Origin of the sequence: Achromobacter sp., from assembly GCF_032113835.1 — a bacterium.
Taxonomy (GTDB): Bacteria; Pseudomonadota; Gammaproteobacteria; order Burkholderiales; family Burkholderiaceae_B; genus Achromobacter.
Genome location: NZ_DAMCTG010000001.1, coordinates 86,533 through 108,249 on the forward strand (window position 1 = coordinate 86,533; position 21,717 = coordinate 108,249).

Here is a 21,717-nt window from a genome sequence, read left to right on the forward strand (position 1 = left end):
CCCCATGAACGCCCCTCTACCCCCCGGCGTGGCCGATACCCATGGCCTGTCGCTGGACGACAAATACGCGCAGCCCACCGGCCGCGTCTACCTGAGCGGCACGCAGGCGCTGGTGCGCCTGCCGCTGATGCAGAAGCAGCGCGACCAGCAGGCCGGCCTGAACACCGCGGGCTATGTGTCCGGCTACCGGGGTTCGCCGCTGGGCGGTCTGGATCAGGCGCTGTGGAAGGCCAAGCGCCATCTGAAGGCGAACGACGTGGTGTTCCAGCCCGGTCTGAACGAGGACCTGGCGGCAACCGCGGTCTGGGGATCGCAGCAGCTCAATCTGTTTCCCGGCGCGCAGCGCGATGGCGTCTTCGGCATGTGGTACGGCAAGGGGCCGGGTGTGGACAGGTCGGTCGACGTGCTCAAGCACGCCAACTCGGCCGGCACGTCCGCCCACGGCGGGGTGCTGATGCTGGCGGGCGACGACCACGCCGCCAAGTCTTCGTCGGTGGCGCACCAGTCGGAACACGTGCTGATCGCCAGCGGCATTCCGGTGCTGTACCCGTCCAACGTGCAGGAATACCTGGACTACGGCCTGCACGGCTGGGCCATGAGCCGTCACACGGGCCTGTGGGTGGCGATGAAATGCGTGACGGATGTGGTGGAATCCAGCGCCTCGGTCGACGTGGACCCGTCGCGCGTGCAGATCGTGTTGCCCGACGACGGCATGCCGCCGGGCGGCCTGAACATCCGCTGGCCCGATTCGCCGCTGGCGCAGGAGGCGCGGCTGCTGGATCACAAGTGGTACGCGGCGCTGGCCTACGTGCGCGCCAACAAGCTGAACCGTGTCGTGCTGGATTCGCCGAACGCGCACTTCGGCATCATGACGGCCGGCAAGGCCTATCTGGACGTGCGGCAGGCGCTGAACGACCTGGGGCTGGACGAGGCAGCCTGTGCGCAGGCCGGTATTCGTGTGCTGAAGGTGGGTTGCATCTGGCCGCTGGACGCGCAGGACGCGCGCGAGTTCGCCACGGGTCTGAAAGAGATTCTGGTCGTCGAGGAGAAGCGCCAGATCCTGGAATACGCGCTGAAGGAAGAACTCTACAACTGGCGCGACGACGTGCGGCCGCGCGTGTTCGGCAAGTTCGACGAGCGCGAGAACGGCGGCGGCGAATGGTCCACGCCGCGCGGCGGATGGCTGCTGCCGGCGCGCTACGAGCTGTCGCCCGCGCTGATCGCCCGCGCCATCGCCGCGCGCCTTGAAAAAGCCGATCTGTCCGACGCACTGCGGGCCCGCATCGCCGCGCGCCTGGCCGTGATCGACGCCAAAGAGCGCGAGGCCAGCCGCCCCACGCTGGTCGAAGAGCGCAAGCCCTGGTTCTGTTCCGGCTGTCCGCACAATACGTCCACCCGCGTGCCGGAAGGATCGCGCGCGGTCGCGGGCATCGGCTGCCATTACATGGCGATGTGGATGGACCGCAATACCGACACCTTCAGCCAGATGGGCGGGGAGGGCGTGGCGTGGCTGGGCCAGAAGGACTTCACGTCCGAGCGCCACATCTTCGCCAACCTGGGGGACGGCACGTATTTTCATTCGGGCCTGCTCGCCATCCGCGCCGCCATCGCGGCGCGTGCGCGCATCACCTACAAGATCCTCTACAACGACGCCGTCGCCATGACCGGCGGGCAGCCCGTGGACGGCGTGCTGACCGTGCCGCAGATCGCGGCGCAGATGCTGGCCGAAGGCATCGTCAAGACGGTGGTGGTGACCGACGAGCCCGACAAGTACACGGGCGCGCAGACCTTGCCGGCCGGCATCGAGGTCCACCACCGCAAGGCGCTGGACGACGTGCAGCGCGCGTTGCGCGACATCGACGGCGCCACGGTGCTGATCTACGACCAGACCTGCGCCACCGAGAAGCGCCGCCGCCGCAAGCGCGGCGAGTATCCCGATCCGCCCAAGCGCGCCTTCATCAATGAAGCGGTCTGCGAAGGCTGCGGCGATTGCTCGGTGCAATCGAACTGCCTGTCGGTGGAACCGCTGGACACGCCGCTGGGCACGAAGCGGCGCATCAACCAGTCATCGTGCAACAAGGACTTTTCCTGCGTGGAGGGCTTTTGCCCCAGCTTCGTGACGGCCGAAGGCGCGGTGCCGCGCAAGCCCGGCAAGCAGGGCGGCAAGCCCACGCTGCCCGAAGCCCCGCTGCCCGAGCGCGCCGACATCGCGCCGGGCGCCGCGTATCGCGTGGTGGTCGCCGGCGTGGGCGGCACGGGTGTGGTGACGGTCGGCGCGCTGATCGGCGCCGCCGCGCACATCGAGGGCAAGGGCGTAACCGTGCTGGACATGGCCGGACTGGCGCAAAAGGGCGGCGCGGTGCTCAGCCACGTGCAACTGGCCAACCGGCCCGAGGACCTGCACGCCACGCGCGTCGCGCTGGGCGAAGCGGATCTGGTCATCGGCTGCGACGCGCTGGTGTCGGCGTCGCCCGAGGTGCTGTCGCGCCTGCGGCCCGATCATGGCCGCGCGGTGGTCAACAGCAGCGCCGCGCCGACGGCCGCGTTCCTGTCGCAGCCGGCCTGGCGCTTTCCGGGGGCGCAGGCGCAGGCCGCGCTGACGCAGAGCACCGGCGGCCATGTCGACTTCCTGGAGGCCGGGCCGCTCGCCGAGGCCCTGCTGGGCGACAGCATCTACGCCAATCCGCTGCTGTTGGGCTACGCGTGGCAGAAGGGCGGACTGCCGCTGTCGCTGGACAGCCTGCGCCGCGCGATCGAGATCAACGGCGTGTCGGTGGACAAGAACCTGGCTGCGTTCGAACTGGGCCGTCAGGCCGCGCATCGCGGCGCCGACGCGCTGCGCCCGGCGGCAGCCGAACGGGTGGTGGCCCTGCCCGAAACCCTGGACGCGCTGGTCAACCGCCTGGCGTCGCACGTGCGCGATTACCAGGACGACGCCTACGCGCAGCGCTATGTGGCGGCCGTGGCGGCGGTGCGCACGCGTGAGGCCGCGCTGGGCGACAAGCGGCACGACGTCACGCGCGTCGTGGCCCGCAATCTGGCCAAACTCATGACCTACAAGGACGAGTACGAGGTGGCGCGGCTGCACGCCGACCCCGCGTTCAAGGATCGGCTGCGCGCGCAGTTCGAAGGCGAGCCGGGCCGCGACTACGCGCTGCGCTACTACCTGGCGCCGCCGGCGTTGGCGCGCCGCGATGCGCGGGGCCGTCCGCAGAAGCGCGCGTATGGAGCGTGGATGGAAACGGCCTTCCGATTGCTCGCGCCGATGAAGCGCGTGCGCGGCACCTGGCTGGACGTATTCGGCAGGACGGCCGAGCGCCGCATGGAACGCCAGCTTGCGGCGGATTATCTGGCGCTGGCCGAGGAGTTCGCCCGCTCGCTGGACGCCGGCAACCGCGACGCGGCGCTGGAACTGGCCAACGTGCCGGATGCGATCCGCGGGTATGGGCATGTGAAGGAAAAGAGCGTGGAACAGGCGCGCGGCAAACAGGCGGCGCTGTTGGAGCGGTATCGCGGCGGCAACGCGGCGCGGCTGGCGGCCTGATCGCGGGAGGCGTGGTGTACGATCCCCCGTCAATGCGGGGGCCGGTCCCCGCCGCCCGCTGGATCCGCCATGGAAAGCATCCTTCGCAAACTCGACCTGACTTCGCTGCGCCTCTTTGTGGCGGTCTGCCAGGAGAACAGCATCGCGCGGGCGGCCGAGCGCGAGTTCATCGCGCCTTCCGCCGTCAGCCGGCGCATCGCCGACATGGAAGCGCTGATCGGGCTGCCGCTGATCGCCCGGCACACCCGCGGCGTCTCGGTGACGCCCGCCGGGCAGACCGTCCTGCGTCACGCGCGTCAGATCATCGGCGACGTCGAGGCGATGGGGGCGGAGCTGTCGCGCTTCTATGAAGGCGTGAAAGGGCATGTGCGGGTGGTGGCCAACCTGTCGGCCATCGTGCAGTTCCTGCCCGAGGACGTGGCGGCGTTTCAGCGCCTGTTTCCCGACGTGGATATCGACCTGGAAGAGCAGCACAGTCCCGACGTCCTGCGCCTGGTGCGCGAGCGCGCGGCCGACTTCGGCATCTGCAACCAGATCGCGGGCGCGGACGGGCTGGAACAGCTGCCTTACCGCCGCGACCGGCTTGCGGTCATGTTGCCTTCCAACCATCCCAAGGCGTCGGCGCGTCAGCTCAGCTTGCAGGACATCGCCGACGAGACCTTCGTCGGCCTGCGCGAGAACAGCGCGTTGACGCAATTGCTGGCGGCTCGGTCCGCGGCACTAGGAGAGACGCTATCCGTGAAGATCCGCGTGGCCAGCCTGGACGCGCTGTGCCGCATGACGCATGCGGGCCTCGGCATCGCCGTGATGCCGCAGCAGGTCGCCGAGCTGTATCTGCAGGCGCTGGACGTGGGGGTGCGTCCCCTTTCCGATGAGTGGGCCCGGCGCCAGCTTTGCATCGTGTTTCCGAACCAGGCGCAGTTGTCGGCGACCGCCAGCAAGCTGGTCCGGTTTTTGGCGCAGCAGGGCTGACAGGCCGCGCTGGCCGGGGACGCTGCAAGCTGTGCAGCGGCGCAGCGACCGGAGCGGCCGGCCATCGCCATCGCGGCCACCATCGCCGCCGCTGCGTCGTCGCCATTCGCGATGGCGGGGTTGCCGATATGACACTTCGCCATTGACGGCCGTCTTCGTATAGTCAAAGCGCGTTCACCGCCGGTACGGGGCATCCAGACCCCGCTGCGTCCTATACGGAGACATCATGCCCCCCACCAGATTGCTTGCGAGCTGTGCGCTCGTGCTTGGCGCCGTTTGCGCGGCTGCGGCCGCATCCGCCGCCGGCTACCCGGACCACCCCATCCGCCTGATCGTCCCCACCTCGCCCGGCTCGACCGCCGACGTGGTGGCGCGCGTCGTGGCCGAGAACCTTGGCAAGACGCTGGCCCAGCCCATGATCGTGGAAAACCTGGCCGGCGCGGCGGGCATCCCCGGCACGCGCCAACTGGTGTCGGCCAAGCCCGACGGCTACACGCTGGGCATCGTGTCGTCCAACCACGCCATCAATCCCAGCCTGTACAAGAGCTTGCCCTACGACACGGTCAAGGACATCACGCCGATTTCCGTCATCGGGACGACGCCGCTGGTGGTCGTGGTGGCGGAGAACTCGCCGTACAAGACGATGGACGACCTGCTGAAGGCCGCCCGTGCGCAGCCGGGCAAGATCAACTACGGCTCGTCCGGCACCGGCAGCGTGTTGCACCTGGCCGGCGAGCTGCTCAAGTCGAAGGCGGGCGTGGACATGATGCACATCCCGTACAAGGGCGGCAACGCGCTGATCACCGATGTGATGTCGGGACAGATCCAGGTGGCCTTCCTGGCCACCCCGTCCGTACTGGCGCAGGTGCAGGCGGGCAAGCTGCGCGCACTCGCCGTCAGCACGCCCGAGCGCCTGCCCATCCTGCCCAACGTGCCCACGCTGGACGAGGCCGGGGTGAAGGGCTATTCGTACGACGCCTGGATCTCGCTGATCGGGCCGGCCGGGCTGCCCGCCGATATCGTGCAAAAGCTGCAAACCGCCACGCACAAGACCATGCAAGAGCCGGCGGTGCTGAAGGCGCTGTCGCCGCAGGGATTTGTGTCGCAAGGCACCACGGCGGAACAGGCGGCGCAGACGCTGGCCGCCGAAATCACCAAGAGCCAGACGCTCGTCAAGGCGGCGGGCGTCACCATCGAATGACCGGATTGCCATGACTGCCGTATCTGTACTCGACACCCCGGCCCGTCTGCTGTTTCTGACGCTGGACCCGGCCCGCGTGGCCGCGCAACTGGGCGGCGCGGCGCTGACGCTGCCCGAGGCCGCGCCGCTGCGCGACGACATCTCCACCGACGAGATCACGCCGGTGCCGATCCTGACCCACTTCGACGAGAAGCTGGGCCGCTATCCGTACACGGGTTTTCGGGCGGGCGACACCCAGCCCATCGGCATCGACGCGATCCGGCAGTCCGGCATCAACGTCGTCGTCGCGGGCAAGCGGTACGGCAAGGGCTCGTCGCGCGAGCACAGTCCGATGGCGGAGAAGTCCGCCGGCGTGCGGCTGGTGATCGCCGAGAGCTTCGAGCGCATCTATCGCCAGAACGCCGACAACATCGGGCTGTACACCAGCACCGACATGGGGCTGGTGGCGCGCCTGCAAGGGGGCGAGCGCATCACGGTCGATGAAATCGTGGCGGGGCGCGACGCACTGGCCGCGGCGATTGTCCGGGCGGGCGGATTGCTGGCATTCGGGCAGGCGCAACTGCGGGATGTGTCGGCGGGCTCCGGCCGTCCGGGGGCCGGCCGTCCGGGGGCTGACGCTTCGGATGCCAGCTCTCACGCTTTCGCCGCACCCTCCGCCGAGCCGCCGCGCACCTTGTTCGAAAAGATCGTCCTGCGCCATCTCTTGCAGACGTCCGCCACAACGGCCAATCCGCAGCAAGGCGACGGCGTATTCCTGCGCGCGGACTGGCGCTTCATCCATGAGTACTACTCCGGTATGGCCGCCCATATGCTGCACGCGCGGTTCGGCCGGCCCCTGCGTTTGGTGGACCCCGAACGCATCGTGGTGTTCGAGGACCACACGTCCTACGTCGAGGAAAGCCCCAACCACGTCCGCGCGGGGATCGTGCCCAACGTGCGCGCCATGTGCCAGGCGCAGCGCGACTTCGCCGACGCCTACGGCCTGCGCCAGCACCGCACGCTGACGGAAGCCGAGGCGGCGCGCGACACCGGCGCCAACGTGGCCGGCATCTCGCACGCCATGATGGCCGAACACTACGCGCTGCCGGGGCAGGTCGTAGTGGGCACCGACTCGCACACGCCGCACAGCGGCGCGTTGGGATGCGTGGCCTTTGGCGTGGGCACCACCGACATGGCGAACGCGTTCGTCACGGGCGCGGTGCGGTTGACGCTGCCGGCCTCGCTGCGCATCGAACTGGATGGCACACCCGCGCCCGGTGTCACCGCCAAGGACATCGTGCTGCATCTGCTGGCGCTGCCCGAGATCCGCGCGGGCGCGGGCGTGGGCAAGGTGTTCGAGTTTGCGGGCGAGGCCATCGCGGGGCTGTCCATCGACGAACGCGCCACGCTGACCAACATGACCGCCGAGCTGGGCGGACTGACGGGCATCGTCGCGCCGGATGCGGAAACGGCGCGCTTCCTGCGCGAACGCCGCGGTGTGGACGCCGGCATTGAACCGTGGATGCGCAGCGATCCGGGCGCCTGCTACGCCGCCGTTCTGCGCGTGGATTGCGCCGCGCTGTCGCCGCTGGTGGCGGCGCCCGGCGATCCGGGCAATGGCGTGCCGCTGTCCAGCCTGACCGCGCGGCCGCGCATCGACATTGCGTATGGCGGCTCCTGTACCGCCGGCAAGCGCGAGGATTTCGACTACTACCATCAGGTGCTGGCGTGGGCGGTGGCGCGCGGACTGCGGCTGCCGGACGGCGTGACGCTATATCTGCAGTACGGCACCACGGCCGTGCGCGATTACTGCGTGGCGCAGGGGTACGACAAGACCTTTGCCGCCGTGGGCGCGCGCATCCTGCAACCGTCGTGCGGCGCGTGTGCGAACTGCGGGCCGGGGTCGTCCACCGAGGCCTCGCAGGTGACGATCAGCGCGATCAACCGGAATTTCCCGGGCCGTTCCGGCCCCGGCAGCGTGTGGCTGGCCAGTCCGCCGACGGTCATGGCGAGCGCGTTGGCGGGGGAACTGGCGTCGTTCGCCGAATTGCAGGCGCGATACGGGGCGTAGACCGCGTCGCTGGCCGCCTCAGCCGCCAACCGGCGCGTGACGGCGCGCCAGCACGATGACGCCGTCCGTATCCGCATAAAGCCAGTCGCCCGTCCGCACGGTCACCCCTTGAATCCGCACCTGCTCACCCGCCTGCGCCGGCGCCATGGCCGCGGGCCGGTTGGGCATCGCGCCCAGCGCATGCACGCCCAGCGGCATGCGCGCCAGCACGGGCGTGTCGCGCACGTGGCCGTTCACCAGCACGCCGCTCCAGCCGTTCTGCACGCCCATGCCCGCCATGCGGTCGCCCAGGATCGCGTGCGTGGCGCTATCCAGCCCATCCACCACCAGCACGCGGCCCTGACCCGGTTCCGCCAGCAACCCCGCCAGCGACAGCGCGCCGTCCGCGGTGGGCGAAGGCACCGCCACCACCTGGCCGAAATACCAGGACCGTCCGCCGAAGGCGCGAAAGACGGGCGGTAGCACGCGCAGGTCCCAATCGGCCTGACCCATGCAGGTGTCGCACAGGTCGGCGGTGGTCCAGTTGACGTCGGGGGCGCTGCTGTAGCTGGGTGGGGTGAAGGAAGCGGTCATGGCGCATCTTGCCATGCCGGACCGCCCGGATCACTAGGGTTCCCCCCACTTCGCGCGCCGCGAAGCCCTGCTTCACAAATCCTTAATTGGCAGCCAAACCGGGCTGCGTCAGAGTGCGCAACAGAGAAAACGGCCGCCAGATGCCGTTTCCGGCCGCGCGCATTGAGATCGTGGTCCGCCGCAAGGCGCCTTCGCACGGAAAACACCCTGTCGACGATGTGAACCCGGGACACACCGGGAGCTTGCTGATCGGCCGCGCCGTCCGGGCTGCGGCTTCCCCCTGTTGGTCCGAGGAGACAACAATGAGCAAGAGCTGGAAGGCAATGGTTGGGGCGGTGGCGGTCATGGCGGGCGGATGGGCGCACGCCGCCGATGCGCCGCCGGTGGACGTGAAGCTGATGCAGCTGTCGGTGGGCAAGATCGAGCTGGACAAGGGTTTCATGACCGCCATGGTCGACGTGGGCACCAAGATCAAGATTCCGGTGCCGGCCTACGTGATCCAGCACCCGCGCGGCCTGGTGCTGTTCGACACCGGCATGAACCAGGCCACGGCCGACGGCAATTGCGCCAATTATTGGGGCCAGGGCCTGTGCGGCGCGTTCAATTCCATCCAGGGCCGCGACGAGGTCATCGACCGCCAGCTCAAGGCCGCCGGCTTTGATGTCAGCGACGTGAAATACGTTGTGTACTCGCACTTCCATCTGGATCACGCCGGCAACATCAAGATGTTCCCCAAAGCCAAGCACGTGGTGCAGAAGGCCGAGCTGCGCGCCGCCTGGTGGCCCGAGAAATTCCAGCGCGCGGCCTACGTGATGAAGGACTTCGACACCACGCGTGACTATGACTTCATCCAGGTCGAGGGCGACTTCGACCTGTTCGGCGACGGCACCATCGTGCTGCTGGACACCAAGGGCCACACGCAGGGCCACCAGTCGCTGCAGGTGAAACTGCCCAAGACCGGCGTCGTGCTGCTGGCGGCCGACGCCATCTACACCGGTGAAAACGAGGCCGGCGTCATTCCGGGCATCACCTGGAACACGGCGGCGTCCATGCAGGCCATCGACCGTCTCAAGCAGATCCGCGACGCGCGCCAGGGCCAGCTCTGGTACAGCCACGACGCGGAGCAGCACGCGCAGAACGCCAAGACCAAAGTCTTCGACTGAAGGCGCGCCATGGAGCCCGCCGTCGCCTTGCACCAGGTCTGCAAGTCGTTCGGATCCCGTCAGGTCCTGGAATCCCTCAGCCTGTCCGTCAGGCCGGGGGAGATCCTGGGCCTGCTGGGTCCGAACGGTAGCGGCAAGACCACCACGCTGCGCCTGATGGCGGGCTTCTACACACCCGACAGCGGGCACATCACGATCCGGGGGCGCGAGCCTGCGCCGGGCCGCGGCAACGCCGACATCGGCTATCTGCCCGAACGCGCGCCGCTCTATGACGCGCTGACGGTCACGCAATATCTGGAGTTCGGCGTGGGCGTGAAAGTGCAGGGCGGCGCCAGCGCGCGGCGCCTGGCCATCGAACGCGCCATCGACGGCTTCGATCTGCAGGGCGTGGCGCGCTCGGTGATCGGACGCCTGTCCAAGGGACAACGCCAGCGCGTGGGACTGGCGCAGGCCGTGCTGAATGACCCGCCGGTGCTGCTGCTGGACGAGGCCACCAACGGCCTGGATCCGGTACAGATCGTGGAGGCGCGCGCGATGATCCGGCGCTGCGCGGAAGGGCGTGCCGTGGTGTTCAGCAGTCACCTGATGCAGGAAGTCGAGGCGCTGTGTTCGCGCATCGCGATCCTGCGGCAGGGCCGCCTGGTCGAGGATCAGCCGCTGGGCGAATCGCGGGCGGCGCTGCAATTGCAGCTGGCTCTGCCCGCGGCAGGACATGCCGCATTGCACGCGGCGTTGTCCGCGTGTCCGGGCGTGAAAGCCGTGGACATCACGCTGCTGGATGCCGGCACCAGCAAGTGGCGCGTCACGTGGGACGCCCCGGGGGCAAGCGTGGCGACCCACGCCACCACCAACGCCACCACCAACGCCACCACCAACGCGTCCCCCAACGCCGCCGCCTGCGACGCGGTCATGCGCACCGCGCTGGCGCACGCGGAACTGCGCGCCGTGCTGCCCGCGCAGGAAGCGGTCGAAGCCCGCCTGCTGGCGGCGCTGGCGCCCAACGATCCCCCATTACGGAGACGCGCATGAAGGGCTTCGCGGCGTTGTACCGCAAGGAACTGCGCACCGACTTCGGCTCGCCCGTGGCGCTGGCCGTCGTGGCGGTGTTCTGGGCGTTGTCGGGCTATCTGTTCAGCTTCAACCTGTTCTTCGTCAGCACGGGGCAGATGGTGACGGCGTTTCACAACATGACCATCCTGCTGATGCTCGTGATGCCGCTGGTCAGCATGCGCGCCTTTGCCGAAGAGGCGCGGCAGGGCACGCTGGAACTGCTGCTGACGCTGCCGCTGTCGGACTTCACGCTGGTCGCGGCCAAGTTCGCGGCGGGACTGACCATGCTGGCGCTGATGCTGGCCGGCACCATGTCGGCGGTGCTGCCGCTGGCCTGGTACGGCGAGCCGGACTACGGTCCCATCGTGGGCGGCTATATCGGCGTGTTCCTGTACGGCGCGCTGTTCCTGGCGATCGGCATCGCCGTGTCCAGCGCCTGCTCGAACCAGATCGTCGCCGCCAGCGCGACGTGGGGCATCCTCGTGTTGCTGTGGTTCATCGACTATCCGGCGGCGCTGGATGCGTTTCCGGCGTTGTCGCCGTTCTTCCAGGCCTTGTCGCTGTCGGCGCAGCACGTGGACTTCATCCGCGGCGTGCTGCCCGGACCTGCCACCGTCACACTCGCCAGCGTGGCCGTGCTGGCGTTGATGGTGGCCTCGGTCAACCTGAAGCGCTGGAGGCTGCGATGAGCCCCGCCGTGCGCCGCGCCGGACGGCGGCTGTCGCTGTGGCTGCCGGTGCTGGCCGTTGCCGCGCTGCTGCTGGCGCTGAATCTGTGGGCGTCGCGGCATCTGGGCCGCATCGATCTGACCGCGCAGCGCGTGTACAGCCTGGCGCCCGAGAGCCTGGAGGTCGCGCGGCAGGTGCGTCAGCCGGTCGAGGTGACGTGGTTCTACGACCTGCGCAACAAGAGCATGGTTGACGCGCTGGAATTGCTGCGCCAATACGAACGCGAGAACCCGCTGATCCGCGTGCGCGGCGTGGACCCCGCGCTGCGCCCGGCCGAGGCGCGCGCCGCCGGCATCCAGTTCGCGGGCAGCGCGGTGCTGGCTTCGGGCGAGCGGCGGACCACCATCAACGGCGGCACCGAAACCGACTTCACCAACGCAATCATCCGCATCAGCCAGAACGGCGCGCAGACAGTCTGCTTCACGCAGGGCCATCGCGAAGCCCCGCTCGACAGTCTGACGTCGCTGGACGATCTGGAAGACCACGATCACGACGAGAACCTGGTGGCGCGTGTCGAGGTGCATGAGCAGCACGGCATGGCGATGGCGCGCAACGCGTTGCAGACGCTGGGGTTTTCGACGCGCGCGGTGGGCGCGGGCAGCCTGGCGCAGGCGTTGCCGCGCTGCGCTGTCGTGGTCGCGGCCGGCCCGCGCACGCCATTTGGCAAGGATGACGCCGACGCGCTGCGCCGCTGGACCGGCGCGGGCGGCAAGACGCTGTTGCTGCTGGAACCCGATACCCGCCACGGCCTGGACGGCCTGCTGTCCGACTTCGGCATCGCGCTGGCGCCGGGCGCGCTGGCCGATGCGGGCAGCCACTATCGCAACGATCCCGGCAGTCCGGCCGTCAGCGACTACACGCGTCACAAGATGACGCGCGGCTTGCCGCTCAGCTTCTTTCCGGGCGCGGCCGGCCTGGAACCGGCGGGCGACGCCTTGCCGCCCGGCGTGGTGGTGACGCCGCTGGCGCAGACCTCCGCCGACGCGCAGGTGCCCGGCCAGCCGCCCTCGCGCTACACGCTGATGGCGCTGGCCACGCGCAACGCGCAGGCGGCCAATGCGGACGGGGCCGCGCATCCCACGCTGCTGGTCGCGGGCGACAGCGATTTCGCGATCAACCGGCATTTCGCCACGCTGGGCAACGGCGCGCTGTTCACCAACGCCGTCACCCTGCTGGCGGGCGAAGACGCGCTGCTTACCATTCGGCCCCGCCATTACGAGAACCGCCGCGTGGAACTGACCAACCGGCAGATGCGCGCGGTGTTCTGGACCAGCACGGTAGCCTTGCCGCTGCTCGCGCTGCTGACGGGGTTGCTGCTGTGGTGGAGGCGCCGGTGAACGCGCGCGGCGCGCTGTGGCCGGCGCTGCTGGCGGCGGGCATCGTGCTGTCGGCGTGGCAATGGCACGAGGCCGCCGAATCGCCGGCGCACCACGATGGCCACACGCATCTGCACGACGATCGCGGCAAGCCCGCCCGGCTCTATGCCTGGGAACCCGGCACGGCGGTGCAGGTGACGCTGGCTGGTCCCGCGGGAACGGTGCAGCTGGCGCGCGGGCCGCAAGGCTGGACGGCCACGCCATCGGACGCCGCGGCAGGCTTTGACGCGGCCGATTTCATCGCGCTGTTTTCGCAGACCCGCAGCGATCGCACGCTGACCCCGCAGGACGGCGAAACCTATGGCCTCGCGCCGCCGCAACTGCGCATCGACGTGCGCGATGCCGCGGGCACGACCTTGGCAAAACTGGATGTCGGCGCGCTGGCGCCGGATGGATTAGGCCGTTATGTACGCCTGCCGGATGAGGCGCAGATCCGGATTATCCCGGACTATCAGACACGGGCTCCGCTGGCGGCGCTGGGGGCGTCCGCCGCCACTCCACCGCTTGTTAAACCCGCCTTGCACAAAGATAAATAGGTCGCCAATAAACCCCTACCTATACTTCGCAAACATAGACAGGCGGACAGGCCCAAAGCGGTGGCGGGACGGGTCTACAGCCTGCAATAAAAGGGCCTTCCGGCACCTCGCGCAGCCTGCGCAAGACGGCATGGAAAGGTTGATAACGAGACAAGGGCGCGCCGGGCGCGCCCGGGGCGCAAGCCCGCACGCCGCGCGGTCCAAGGGGCTCGTCGCGTCCGTGCTCAGCGTATTGGGAGAAGACGCTTGACCTTGGATCTATTGCCTCTCGCCTTGGTGGACGGCGTGGCATACGCCAGTCTGCTGTTCCTGGTATCGATGGGGTTAACCCTGGTGTTCGGTGTGATGGGCATCCTGAACGTCGCCCACGGCGCGTTCTACGCCTTTGGCGGCTATGCCGCGGCCAGCCTCGTCATGTTCGTGGCGCCCAAGACCGACTCTCCCATCCTGCTGTTCGCAACCCTTTTCGTGGCGGCCATTGCGGTCGGGCTGCTGCTTGGCAGCATCATGGAATTCGTCCTGATCCGCCGCGCCCAGAACTACGACCCCATCCTCAAGCTGCTGCTCACCTTCGGCGCCTTCCTGATGCTGGAAGACATCCAGCGCCTGCTGTGGGGCGCGCAGCCCTATAGCGCCAGCGAAGTCGTCAACCGGCTGGGCAACATCGAGATCGGCGACATCACCTACACCACCTATCAGCTGGTCGTGGTGCCCGCCACGGCGCTGCTGGCCTACGTGTGCCTGGAATTCTTCCTGCGCCACACCAAGCTCGGCAAACAGACGGTGGCCACCACGCACCACCGCGAAGTCGCCACGTCGCTCGGCATCAATGCCAAGAAGATCGGATACGTCACTTTCGTGATCGCGACCATCCTGGGCGCGCTGGGCGGCGCGCTGGCGTCGCCCACGACGTCGCTGGTGCCGGGCGCCGGCACCGACATGACGGTCCTGTCGTTCGCGGTGGTCGCCACGGCCGGTCTGGGCCAGATCACCGGCGCGCTGATCGCCGCGCTGCTCATCGGCATCATCCGCGCCATCGCCGTGTACGCCGCGCCGGAACTGGAAGTCGCCGTGCCGTACATCATCATGGTGCTGGTGCTCATCATCCGCCCGCATGGCCTGTTCACCGTTGCTCAAGCGAGGACGATCTGATGAAAGTCCCTGTCCTGAGCGTGCTGGCCGCGCTGTTCACGCTGTTCCTTGGCTACACCTATCCCTGGACCATCACGCCCATCGTCATCGGCCTGACCTACGCGATTGCCGCGCTGGGCGTGTCGGTGATGGCGCGCGCGGGCCAGATCTCGTTCGGCCACGCCATGTTTGCCTGCATCTCGGCGTACACGGTGGCGTTCCTGGCCAAGGCCATGCCCGGCCTGGACGCGCTGGTGCTGATCCTGGCCGGCGTCGTCGCCAGCTTCGTCGCCGCCGTCGTCATCGGCCTTTTCGTGGTGCGTTACCGCGGCATCTTCTTCGGCATGTTGAACCTGGCGCTCAGCATGGTGCTGTTCGCGCTCCTGGGCAAGCTCTACACGCTGACCGGCGGTTCCGATGGCATGCGCATCGTGCGCCCGACCATGGCCGGCATCGTGATGGAGCGCGAATCCTTCGAACGCGCGCTGCTGGTGCTGACGCTGGTGCTGTCGCTGGTGCTGGCGTGGTGGGTGCAGCGCTACTTCCGCTCGGGCAGCGGCCAGGCGCTGTCGGCCATCAAGACGAACGAAACGCGCATCGAATACCTGGGGTTTTCCGCCTACTACATCATGTGGAAGGGCTACCTGCTGTCCGCCGTGGTGTGCGGGTTTTCGGGGGGCATCCTCGCGCTGATGCAGGGCCTGGTCACGCCGGAAATCGGCTCGTGGCTGCGCTCCGGCGAGTTCGTCTTCATCACCATCCTGGGCGGCGCGGGCCATGCGGCCGGCGCATTCCTGGGGGCAGTGGGCTTTGAATCCGTCAAGCTCGTGTCCGCCGCCTACTTCCCCGGTCTCTGGCAGTTCCTATTGGGCCTCACGCTGATCCTGGTCATCTTCATGTTCCCCACCGGCTTCGTGGGCCAGATCACCAAGCGCATCAAGTCGCGTGAACGTGCGCAACGCCGCGCGCAGGCGCCCGTGCAGGCCGCGGCAAGGAACTGACGATGAAACCCCTCATTCAAACCACCGACCTGTACCTGGCATTTGGCGGCGTAGTGGCCGCCGACAACATCAACTTCGAACTGCACGAAGGCGAACGCCTGGCGGTGATCGGCCAGAACGGCGCGGGCAAGACCACCTTCATCAACATCTGCACGGGGTACCTGACGCCCGCCAAGGGCAAGGTCTATTTCGACGGCAAGGACGTTACCGCCATGGCGCCGCGCAAGATCGTGCGGCTGGGCATGGGGCGCTCGTTCCAGCTGCCGCAACTGTTCACCGAGCACACCGTGCGCCAGTGCGTGCAGATTGCGGCCGCGCGCCGCAACAAGGAACTGAGCTGGTTCCGGTCGCTGGAAAGCACCATCGACGCGCGAGAGGTGGACGCCACGCTGGACCTGGTGGGCCTCTTGCCCGACGCCGACGAAGCCTGCATCGAGCTGCCCGAAGGCAAGCGCAAGCTGCTGGACGTGGCGATGGCGCTGGCGTTGCAGCCCAAGCTGCTGATCATGGACGAGCCCACCAGCGGCGTCGCGTCGGAAGACAAGTTCGCGCTGATGGAAACCGTGATGCACGCGCTGGACGAACGCCGCGTGACGAGCTGGTTCGTCGAGCACGACGTGGACATCGTGTCGCGCTACGCCACGCGTGTGGCGGCGTGGATCGCCGGCAAGGTGGCGGCGGATGGATCGCCCGAGGAAGTCTTGAACAATCCGCAGATCAGAAGCGAAGTGCTGGGGGCCTGAACCATGTTGAATCTATCGGCCATCAACGTCGACCTGGCGGGCAATCGAATCCTGCGCGACGTCAGCGCCAGCTTTGAAGCGTCGCGCACCATCGGCATCGTCGGGCGCAACGGCGCGGGCAAGACCACGCTGCTGCGCACCATCATGGGCCTGACGCGCATCCGTTCCGGCAAGATCGCGTTCGACGGCACCGACCTCACGTCGCTGCCCGGCCACAAGCGCGCCGCAATGAAGGTGGGTTACGCGCCCGAAGACCGCGTCATCTTCCCGACCATGACCGTCGAGGAAAACCTGCACCTGCCGTGCGAAGTGCAGGGCCAGTCCAAGGCCGAGATCCAGGCGCGCATGGACACCGTGCTGAAGGTGGTGCCGCAGCTGGAACCCATGCTCAAGCGGTCCGGCTCCGCGTTGTCGGGCGGGCAGGGCAAGATGGTGGCGCTGGCGCGGGCCGTCATGGTCGGCACCCGGCTTTTGATGCTGGATGAACCCTTCCAGGGGCTCGCGCCCAAACTGGCGCGCGACTACACCGAGGCGCTGGGCCGGCTCAAGGAAATGCAGCCCGACCTGTGTGTGGTCATCACCGAATCCAACGTGAAGCTGCTGGGCGACATCCCCGACCAGATATGGACGATCGAGCGCGGCTCGATCACGCTGAACTGATACCCCACGGAGACATTCCCATGACGCAGATGATTATCGGCGGCCGCCAGGTCGATGCCCAGGACGGGCGCACGATCGAGGTCGTTTCCCCCGTAGACGGCGAGGTGTTCACCACCATCCCGCGCGGCCAGCAGGCCGACGTCAACGCGGCGGTGCAGGCCGCGCGCGACGCGCTGGAAGGCGCCTGGGGCGACATGACCGCGCTGGAACGCGGCCGCCTGCTGATGCGCCTGGGCGAAAGCGTGCTGGCGCACCACGAGGAACTGGCGCAGCTGGAATCGCGCGACACCGGCAAGCCCATGTCCACCGCGCGCGGCGACATCACCGTGCTGGCCCGCTACTTCGAGTTCTACGGCGGTGCGGCCGACAAGGTGCACGGCCAGACCATTCCCTTCCAGAAAGACTATTCGGTGCAGCTCATCCGCGAGCCGCTGGGCGTCACCGCGCACATCATTCCGTGGAACTACCCCGCGCAGATGTTCGGCCGCAGCGTGGCGCCGGCGCTTGCCATGGGCAACGCAGCGGTGGTCAAGCCCGCCGAGGACGCGTGCCTGTCGATCATCCGCGTGGCCGAACTGGCGCTGGAAGTGGGCTTTCCGCCGGGCGCGCTGAACATCGTCTCGGGCCTGGGCGAAGAGGCCGGCGCCGCGCTGTCGCGCCATCCCGGAATCAACTTCATCACCTTCACCGGCTCGAACGAAGTCGGCGTGCTGGTCCAGCAGGCCGCCGCGCTCAACGCGGTCAAGTGCGTGCTGGAACTGGGCGGCAAGTCGGCGCACATCGTCTTTGACGACGCTAACTACAAGCTCGCCATCCCGGCCATCGTCAAGGGCATCGTCCACAACACCGGCCAGACCTGCACCGCGGGCAGCCGGCTGCTGGTGCAAAAAGGCATCTACGCCGACTTCATGAAGGCGCTGGGCGAGGAATTTTCCAAGGTGCGCGCCGGCACGCCGGACATGGACCTGACCTGCGGCCCCGTCGTCAACAAGGCGCAGTACGACCGCGTCAACCGCTACATCGCCAAGGGCCTGTCCGAGGGCTTGCAGGTCGCGGCCGAAGGCGGCATTGCCGATGGCGTGCCGCAGGGCGGCTACTTCGTCAAACCCACGCTCTTTGCCGCCACCAGCCATGACAGCGACCTGCTGACGCAGGAGATCTTCGGCCCCGTGCTGGTCGCGCTGCCCTTCGCCGACGAGGCCGAGGCCATCCGCCTGGCCAACGCCACCGATTACGGTCTGTTGGGCGCGGTCTGGACCGAAAACGGCGGACGCCAGCAGCGCGTGGCGCGCGGCATCAAGTGCGGCCAGGTCTACATCAACGGCTTCGGCGCGGGCGGCGGTGTCGAGCTGCCCTTCGGCGGCGTCAAGAAAAGCGGCCACGGCCGGGAAAAGGGCTTCATCGCGCTGGAAGAGATGAGCACGACCAAGACCCTGATTCAGTTCTATGGCGAGTGATCGCCGCGCATCATACGGAGACAGAAAATGAGCCAGTTGCAAGGCAAGGTTGCGATCGTCACGGGCGGCGGTAACGGTTTCGGCGAGGGCATCGTCAAGCTGTACGCCAAGGAAGGCGCCAAGGTCGTGATCGCGGACATCAATAAAGAGGCCGCCGACCGCGTGGCTGCCGAGATCGGCGACGCCGCGCTGGCCGTCAAGGCCGACGTGTCCAGCCGCGCCGACATCGACAACGTGGTGCGCGCCGCGCTCGACAAATTCGGCGCTGTGGACATCGTGGTCAACAACGCCGCCATCACGCATAAGAACCAGCCGATGCTGGACGTGGACGAGGCCACCTTCGACCGTATGTTCGACATCAACGTGAAGTCGATCTATCACATGGCGCAGGCCGTCGTGCCCGTCATGCGCAAGCAGAAGCGCGGCGTGATCCTGAACATCGGGTCGACGGCCGGTATCCGTCCGCGCCCGGGCCTCAGTTGGTACAACGCGTCCAAGGGCGCGGTCAATGTGCTGTCCAAGTCGATGGCCGTGGAGCTGGGCGGCGAAGGCATCCGCGTGAACGCCATCTGCCCGGTCATGGGCGTGACCGGCATGTTCGAGCTTTTCATGGGCCTGCCCGACACGCCCGAGAACCGCGCGAAGTTCGTGTCGACCATTCCGCTGGGCCGTTTCTGCCAGCCGTCCGATGTGGCCGCGGCCGCGCTGTTCCTGGCCAGCGATGCGGCCGAGTTCATCACCGGCGTGGAGTTCCCCGTCGACGGCGGACGCACGGTATAGGTTTGGACGCCGGCTTGCCGCGGGGTCGCGGCATGCCGGATGCCGCGACCGCCCGCGGTCCGGATCACTTCTGTGGATGAAGACGCATGAAAATCAAAGCGGCGTTATTGCGGCAAGTGGGGGTCGAAGGACCGTATGCGCAGACCCGGCCCCTGACCATCACGGATATCGAGCTGGACCCGCCCGGGTTCGGCGAGGTGCTGGTCAGGATCCGTGCGGCCGGGCTGTGCCATTCGGACCTGTCCGTCATCAACGGCGACCGGCCGCGCGGCGTGCCGATCGTGCTGGGGCATGAATCGTCCGGCGAAGTCGTGGAAACCGGACCGGGTGTCACGGACCTGAAGGCGGGTGATCACGTCGCCATGGTGTTCGTGCCCAGTTGCGGCTGCTGCAATCCGTGCATGGAAGGCCGGCCCGCGCTGTGCGAACCGGGCGCGGTGGCCAACACCAAGGGAACGTTGTTGGGCGGCGAACGCCGCCTGCACATCGGCGACGAATACATCAACCATCACACCGGCGTGTCCTGCTTTGCGGAGTACGCCGTGGTGTCGCGGCGCTCGTGCGTCAAGGTGAACGTCGAGCTCAGCCACCGCGAGGCCGCGTTGTTCGGCTGCGCCGTGCTGACCGGCGCCGGCGCGGTCATCAACCGCGCGCGCATCAAGGTGGGCGACACCGCCGCGATCGTGGGGCTGGGCGGCGTGGGCCTGAGCGCACTGCTGGCGGCAGTTGCCGCGGGCGCGCGCCGCGTGGTGGCCATCGACCTCAGCGACGAGAAGCTGGCGCTGGCGAAAGAACTGGGCGCCACGCACCTCGTCAACCCGAAGCAGGTCAAGACCGACGACGACCTCATGGATCTGGCGGGCGGGCGTGTGGACTTCGGCTTCGACATGGCGGGCGCCGTGCCGGCCTTCGAGACCGCCTACAAGCTCACACGCCGCGGCGGCGCCACCGTGACGTCAGGCCTGCCCAACCCCAAGTTCAGCTTCCCGCTGTCGCTGTCGCAGATGGTGGGCGAAGAGCGCGAGATCCGGGGCAGCTACCTGGGCTCGGGCGTGCCCGCCATCGACATCAGCCGCTACATCGACCTGTACAAGGCCGGCCGCCTGCCGGTGGACAGGATGATGGGCCAATCGTTTTCGCTGGACCAGATCAACGAGGGGTTCGATCACCTCGCCACCGGCGGCAGCCTGCGCGACGCCATCGTTTTCTAAGGGCACAGACCCGACCAACAACACTGGAGACAACACCATGAAGACCTCAAGACTGGCGGCCCTCCTGGGCGCCACCCTGCTGTCGGGCCTGACCACGCTGGCCATCGCCGCCGATAAGCCCAAGGAATTGAACGTCGGCATCTCGACCTTCCTGTCGGGCTCGGCGTCCGTGTTCGGTGTGCCGGCCCGCGACGCGGCCGACATTCTGATCGAAGAGATCAACGCCAACGGCGGCATCGACGGCGTCAAGATCGTGCCCAGCTACATCGACGAAGGCGGCGGCGGCGAGAAGCTGCTGTCCGAGTACCGGCGCCTGGCCGAAGGCGGCACGCGCGTGATGCTGTCGGCCATTTCCAGCGGCCACTGCAACATCGTCGCGCCCGTGGCCGAGGACCTGAAGGTGCTGAACGTGCTGTGGGACTGCGGCACGGAAAAGGCGCTGGAAGGCAAGAAATACAAGTACGTCGTGCGCACGCAGGCCAACGCCACCACCGAGATGGTCGCGCAGGTGCTGTATCTGATGAAGGTGAAGCCCGACTTCAAGACAATCGCCATCGTCAACCAGGACTACGCCTGGGGCCGCGACTCGCGCGACATCTTCCTGGCCGCGCTCAAGAAGTTCAAGCCCGACGTCAAGGTCGTCGCCGAGATGTTCCCCAAGTTCGGCGCCGCCGACTTCTCCACCGAAATCAGCCGCCTGCAGGCGCTGCGCCCGGACGTGATCGTCTCGACTTCGTGGGGCGGCGACCTGGACAACTTCGTGCGTCAGGCTTCGCAGCGCAACCTGTTCAAGAACTCCACCTTCGTGCTGTCGCTGGCCGAAAGCTCGCTGGAACGCCTGGGCAATGCGTTGCCGGAAGGCGTCCTGGTCGGCGCGCGTGGCGACCATTACTTCCTGCACCCGGAAACCAAGGACGATCCCAAGCACCAGGCCTTCGTGAAGAAATTCCACGACAAGACCGGCGCCTATCCGATCTACTCGGTCTATCACATGGTGCAAGGCATCAACGGCCTGAAGGCCGGCTACGAAAAGGCCATCAAGGACAACGGCGGCAACTGGCCGACGCCTGAACAGGTGGCGGCTGCGATGCACGACGTGAGCTTCAAGGGCTACGGGCGTGAGGTGAAGATGCACCGCGCCGACGGGCAGGCCTTGGAAGCGCAGCTGTTCGGCGTGACCAAGAAGAGCGACAAGTACCCGTTCAAGGTGCTGGCGGACATCACCATCGTGCCGGCTGAACTGGTCACGCCGGGGGTGACGGACACGTCGATGGCGTGGATCGAGAAGAGCCTCACGCCCGAGGTGTTGAAGAGCGATCAGATCAAGGTGTTCCCGAACTGATCGGGAAGGACTGAGCAAGCAGCAGTGTGTGGTGCAGGGATAGCCCCGGCGTGAACGCCGGGGCGTTTTTTTTGCGACGCGTGCATTGCCAGGTGTCTGACACCCTTGCTCCACCGCAGCAAGCCCGGCAGCGTCTCACCAGGGTGTCAGACACCTCATTTGGTCCGACATTTCACCAGGGTGTCAGACACCTCATTTG

The 21,717-nt window shown here is 67.7% G+C and carries 18 protein-coding genes; 17 read left to right on the forward strand and 1 reads right to left on the reverse strand.

Features of this window, described 5'->3' with window-relative positions; genetic code table 11:
• The first annotated feature begins 4 nt into the window (after positions 1 to 4).
• The 4 genes from RT697_RS00395 to RT697_RS00410 all read left to right on the forward strand — a co-directional run bounded on the left by RT697_RS00395 (position 5) and on the right by RT697_RS00410 (position 7,767).
• Positions 5 to 3,544, forward strand: coding sequence for an indolepyruvate ferredoxin oxidoreductase family protein (locus RT697_RS00395; RefSeq protein WP_313696480.1), 3,540 nt, complete (start codon positions 5 to 7; stop codon positions 3,542 to 3,544).
• A gap of 69 nt (positions 3,545 to 3,613) precedes the next feature.
• Positions 3,614 to 4,516 (forward strand): LysR substrate-binding domain-containing protein, encoded by a 903-nt coding sequence (locus tag RT697_RS00400; protein ID WP_313696481.1) that lies wholly within the window; start codon positions 3,614 to 3,616, stop codon positions 4,514 to 4,516.
• Positions 4,517 to 4,742: 226 nt separating this feature from the next.
• A complete protein-coding gene (locus RT697_RS00405) occupies positions 4,743 to 5,717 on the forward strand; it encodes a tripartite tricarboxylate transporter substrate binding protein (protein ID WP_313696482.1) in 975 nt (324 codons plus the stop codon).
• A 10-nt stretch (positions 5,718 to 5,727) separates the two neighbouring features.
• Positions 5,728 to 7,767 (forward strand): aconitase family protein, encoded by a 2,040-nt coding sequence (locus tag RT697_RS00410; RefSeq protein WP_313696483.1) that lies wholly within the window; start codon positions 5,728 to 5,730, stop codon positions 7,765 to 7,767.
• 18 nt (positions 7,768 to 7,785) lie between these two features.
• Here the strand turns inward: RT697_RS00410 and rraA are convergent, their stop codons facing one another.
• Positions 7,786 to 8,340, reverse strand: a complete 555-nt coding sequence (rraA, locus tag RT697_RS00415) for a ribonuclease E activity regulator RraA (RefSeq protein WP_313696484.1) — start codon at positions 8,338 to 8,340, stop codon at positions 7,786 to 7,788.
• 302 nt (positions 8,341 to 8,642) lie between these two features.
• Here rraA and RT697_RS00420 point away from each other — a divergent pair, with 302 nt between their 5' ends.
• The 13 genes from RT697_RS00420 (at position 8,643) to RT697_RS00480 (ending at position 21,518) form a co-directional block, all read left to right on the forward strand.
• Positions 8,643 to 9,503, forward strand: coding sequence for an N-acyl homoserine lactonase family protein (locus tag RT697_RS00420; RefSeq protein ID WP_056559238.1), 861 nt, complete (start codon positions 8,643 to 8,645; stop codon positions 9,501 to 9,503).
• A 9-nt stretch (positions 9,504 to 9,512) separates the two neighbouring features.
• Positions 9,513 to 10,532: an ABC transporter ATP-binding protein gene (locus tag RT697_RS00425; RefSeq protein ID WP_313696485.1), complete on the forward strand. Its 1,020-nt coding sequence runs from the start codon at positions 9,513 to 9,515 to the stop codon at positions 10,530 to 10,532.
• Complete coding sequence (locus RT697_RS00430) at positions 10,529 to 11,242, forward strand: ABC transporter permease subunit (protein WP_313696486.1); 714 nt, start codon at positions 10,529 to 10,531, stop codon at positions 11,240 to 11,242. The genes RT697_RS00425 and RT697_RS00430 overlap by 4 nt, the downstream gene beginning before the upstream one ends.
• A complete protein-coding gene (locus RT697_RS00435; protein ID WP_313696487.1) occupies positions 11,239 to 12,618 on the forward strand; it encodes a GldG family protein in 1,380 nt (459 codons plus the stop codon). The genes RT697_RS00430 and RT697_RS00435 overlap by 4 nt, the downstream gene beginning before the upstream one ends.
• Entirely contained in the window at positions 12,615 to 13,193 is a 579-nt protein-coding gene (locus RT697_RS00440; RefSeq protein ID WP_313696488.1) for a DUF4340 domain-containing protein, read from the forward strand. Before RT697_RS00435 ends, RT697_RS00440 begins: the two co-directional genes overlap by 4 nt.
• A gap of 246 nt (positions 13,194 to 13,439) precedes the next feature.
• Positions 13,440 to 14,345 carry a branched-chain amino acid ABC transporter permease gene (locus RT697_RS00445; RefSeq protein ID WP_313696489.1) on the forward strand — a complete coding sequence of 302 codons (906 nt, stop codon included), beginning with the start codon at positions 13,440 to 13,442 and terminating at the stop codon, positions 14,343 to 14,345.
• Positions 14,345 to 15,325 (forward strand): branched-chain amino acid ABC transporter permease, encoded by a 981-nt coding sequence (locus RT697_RS00450; protein ID WP_313696490.1) that lies wholly within the window; start codon positions 14,345 to 14,347, stop codon positions 15,323 to 15,325. The genes RT697_RS00445 and RT697_RS00450 overlap by 1 nt, the downstream gene beginning before the upstream one ends.
• 2 nt (positions 15,326 to 15,327) lie before the next feature.
• Complete coding sequence (locus RT697_RS00455) at positions 15,328 to 16,068, forward strand: ABC transporter ATP-binding protein (RefSeq protein WP_175122438.1); 741 nt, start codon at positions 15,328 to 15,330, stop codon at positions 16,066 to 16,068.
• 3 nt (positions 16,069 to 16,071) lie between these two features.
• Entirely contained in the window at positions 16,072 to 16,728 is a 657-nt protein-coding gene (locus RT697_RS00460) for an ATP-binding cassette domain-containing protein (RefSeq protein ID WP_313696491.1), read from the forward strand.
• Positions 16,729 to 16,748: 20 nt separating this feature from the next.
• The gene (locus RT697_RS00465) at positions 16,749 to 18,185 is read left to right on the forward strand and encodes an aldehyde dehydrogenase family protein (RefSeq protein WP_313696492.1); all 1,437 of its coding nucleotides are present in this window, start codon (positions 16,749 to 16,751) and stop codon (positions 18,183 to 18,185) included.
• A gap of 27 nt (positions 18,186 to 18,212) precedes the next feature.
• On the forward strand, positions 18,213 to 18,965 hold the full coding sequence (locus RT697_RS00470) for a glucose 1-dehydrogenase (RefSeq protein WP_175137849.1): 753 nt from the start codon (positions 18,213 to 18,215) through the stop codon (positions 18,963 to 18,965).
• Positions 18,966 to 19,051: 86 nt separating this feature from the next.
• A complete protein-coding gene (locus tag RT697_RS00475) occupies positions 19,052 to 20,176 on the forward strand; it encodes a zinc-dependent alcohol dehydrogenase family protein (RefSeq protein ID WP_313696493.1) in 1,125 nt (374 codons plus the stop codon).
• 37 nt (positions 20,177 to 20,213) lie between these two features.
• Positions 20,214 to 21,518, forward strand: coding sequence for an ABC transporter substrate-binding protein (locus RT697_RS00480; RefSeq protein WP_313696494.1), 1,305 nt, complete (start codon positions 20,214 to 20,216; stop codon positions 21,516 to 21,518).
• Positions 21,519 to 21,717: the final 199 nt, after the last annotated feature.

Excerpts from the sequence above, each read along its gene's own strand:
- RT697_RS00410 (WP_313696483.1), top strand. The coding sequence starts at position 5,728 with ATGACTGCCGTATCTGTACTCGACACCCCGGCCCGTCTGCTGTTTCTG.
- rraA (WP_313696484.1), bottom strand. The coding sequence starts at position 8,340 with ATGACCGCTTCCTTCACCCCACCCAGCTACAGCAGCGCCCCCGACGTC.
- RT697_RS00455 (WP_175122438.1), top strand. The coding sequence starts at position 15,328 with ATGAAACCCCTCATTCAAACCACCGACCTGTACCTGGCATTTGGCGGC.
- RT697_RS00470 (WP_175137849.1), top strand. The coding sequence starts at position 18,213 with ATGAGCCAGTTGCAAGGCAAGGTTGCGATCGTCACGGGCGGCGGTAAC.
- RT697_RS00395 (WP_313696480.1), top strand. The coding sequence starts at position 5 with ATGAACGCCCCTCTACCCCCCGGCGTGGCCGATACCCATGGCCTGTCG.
- RT697_RS00405 (WP_313696482.1), top strand. The coding sequence starts at position 4,743 with ATGCCCCCCACCAGATTGCTTGCGAGCTGTGCGCTCGTGCTTGGCGCC.
- RT697_RS00480 (WP_313696494.1), top strand. The coding sequence starts at position 20,214 with ATGAAGACCTCAAGACTGGCGGCCCTCCTGGGCGCCACCCTGCTGTCG.
- RT697_RS00430 (WP_313696486.1), top strand. The coding sequence starts at position 10,529 with ATGAAGGGCTTCGCGGCGTTGTACCGCAAGGAACTGCGCACCGACTTC.
- RT697_RS00420 (WP_056559238.1), top strand. The coding sequence starts at position 8,643 with ATGAGCAAGAGCTGGAAGGCAATGGTTGGGGCGGTGGCGGTCATGGCG.
- RT697_RS00400 (WP_313696481.1), top strand. The coding sequence starts at position 3,614 with ATGGAAAGCATCCTTCGCAAACTCGACCTGACTTCGCTGCGCCTCTTT.
- RT697_RS00425 (WP_313696485.1), top strand. The coding sequence starts at position 9,513 with ATGGAGCCCGCCGTCGCCTTGCACCAGGTCTGCAAGTCGTTCGGATCC.
- RT697_RS00450 (WP_313696490.1), top strand. The coding sequence starts at position 14,345 with ATGAAAGTCCCTGTCCTGAGCGTGCTGGCCGCGCTGTTCACGCTGTTC.
- RT697_RS00465 (WP_313696492.1), top strand. The coding sequence starts at position 16,749 with ATGACGCAGATGATTATCGGCGGCCGCCAGGTCGATGCCCAGGACGGG.
- RT697_RS00475 (WP_313696493.1), top strand. The coding sequence starts at position 19,052 with ATGAAAATCAAAGCGGCGTTATTGCGGCAAGTGGGGGTCGAAGGACCG.
- RT697_RS00460 (WP_313696491.1), top strand. The coding sequence starts at position 16,072 with ATGTTGAATCTATCGGCCATCAACGTCGACCTGGCGGGCAATCGAATC.
- RT697_RS00435 (WP_313696487.1), top strand. The coding sequence starts at position 11,239 with ATGAGCCCCGCCGTGCGCCGCGCCGGACGGCGGCTGTCGCTGTGGCTG.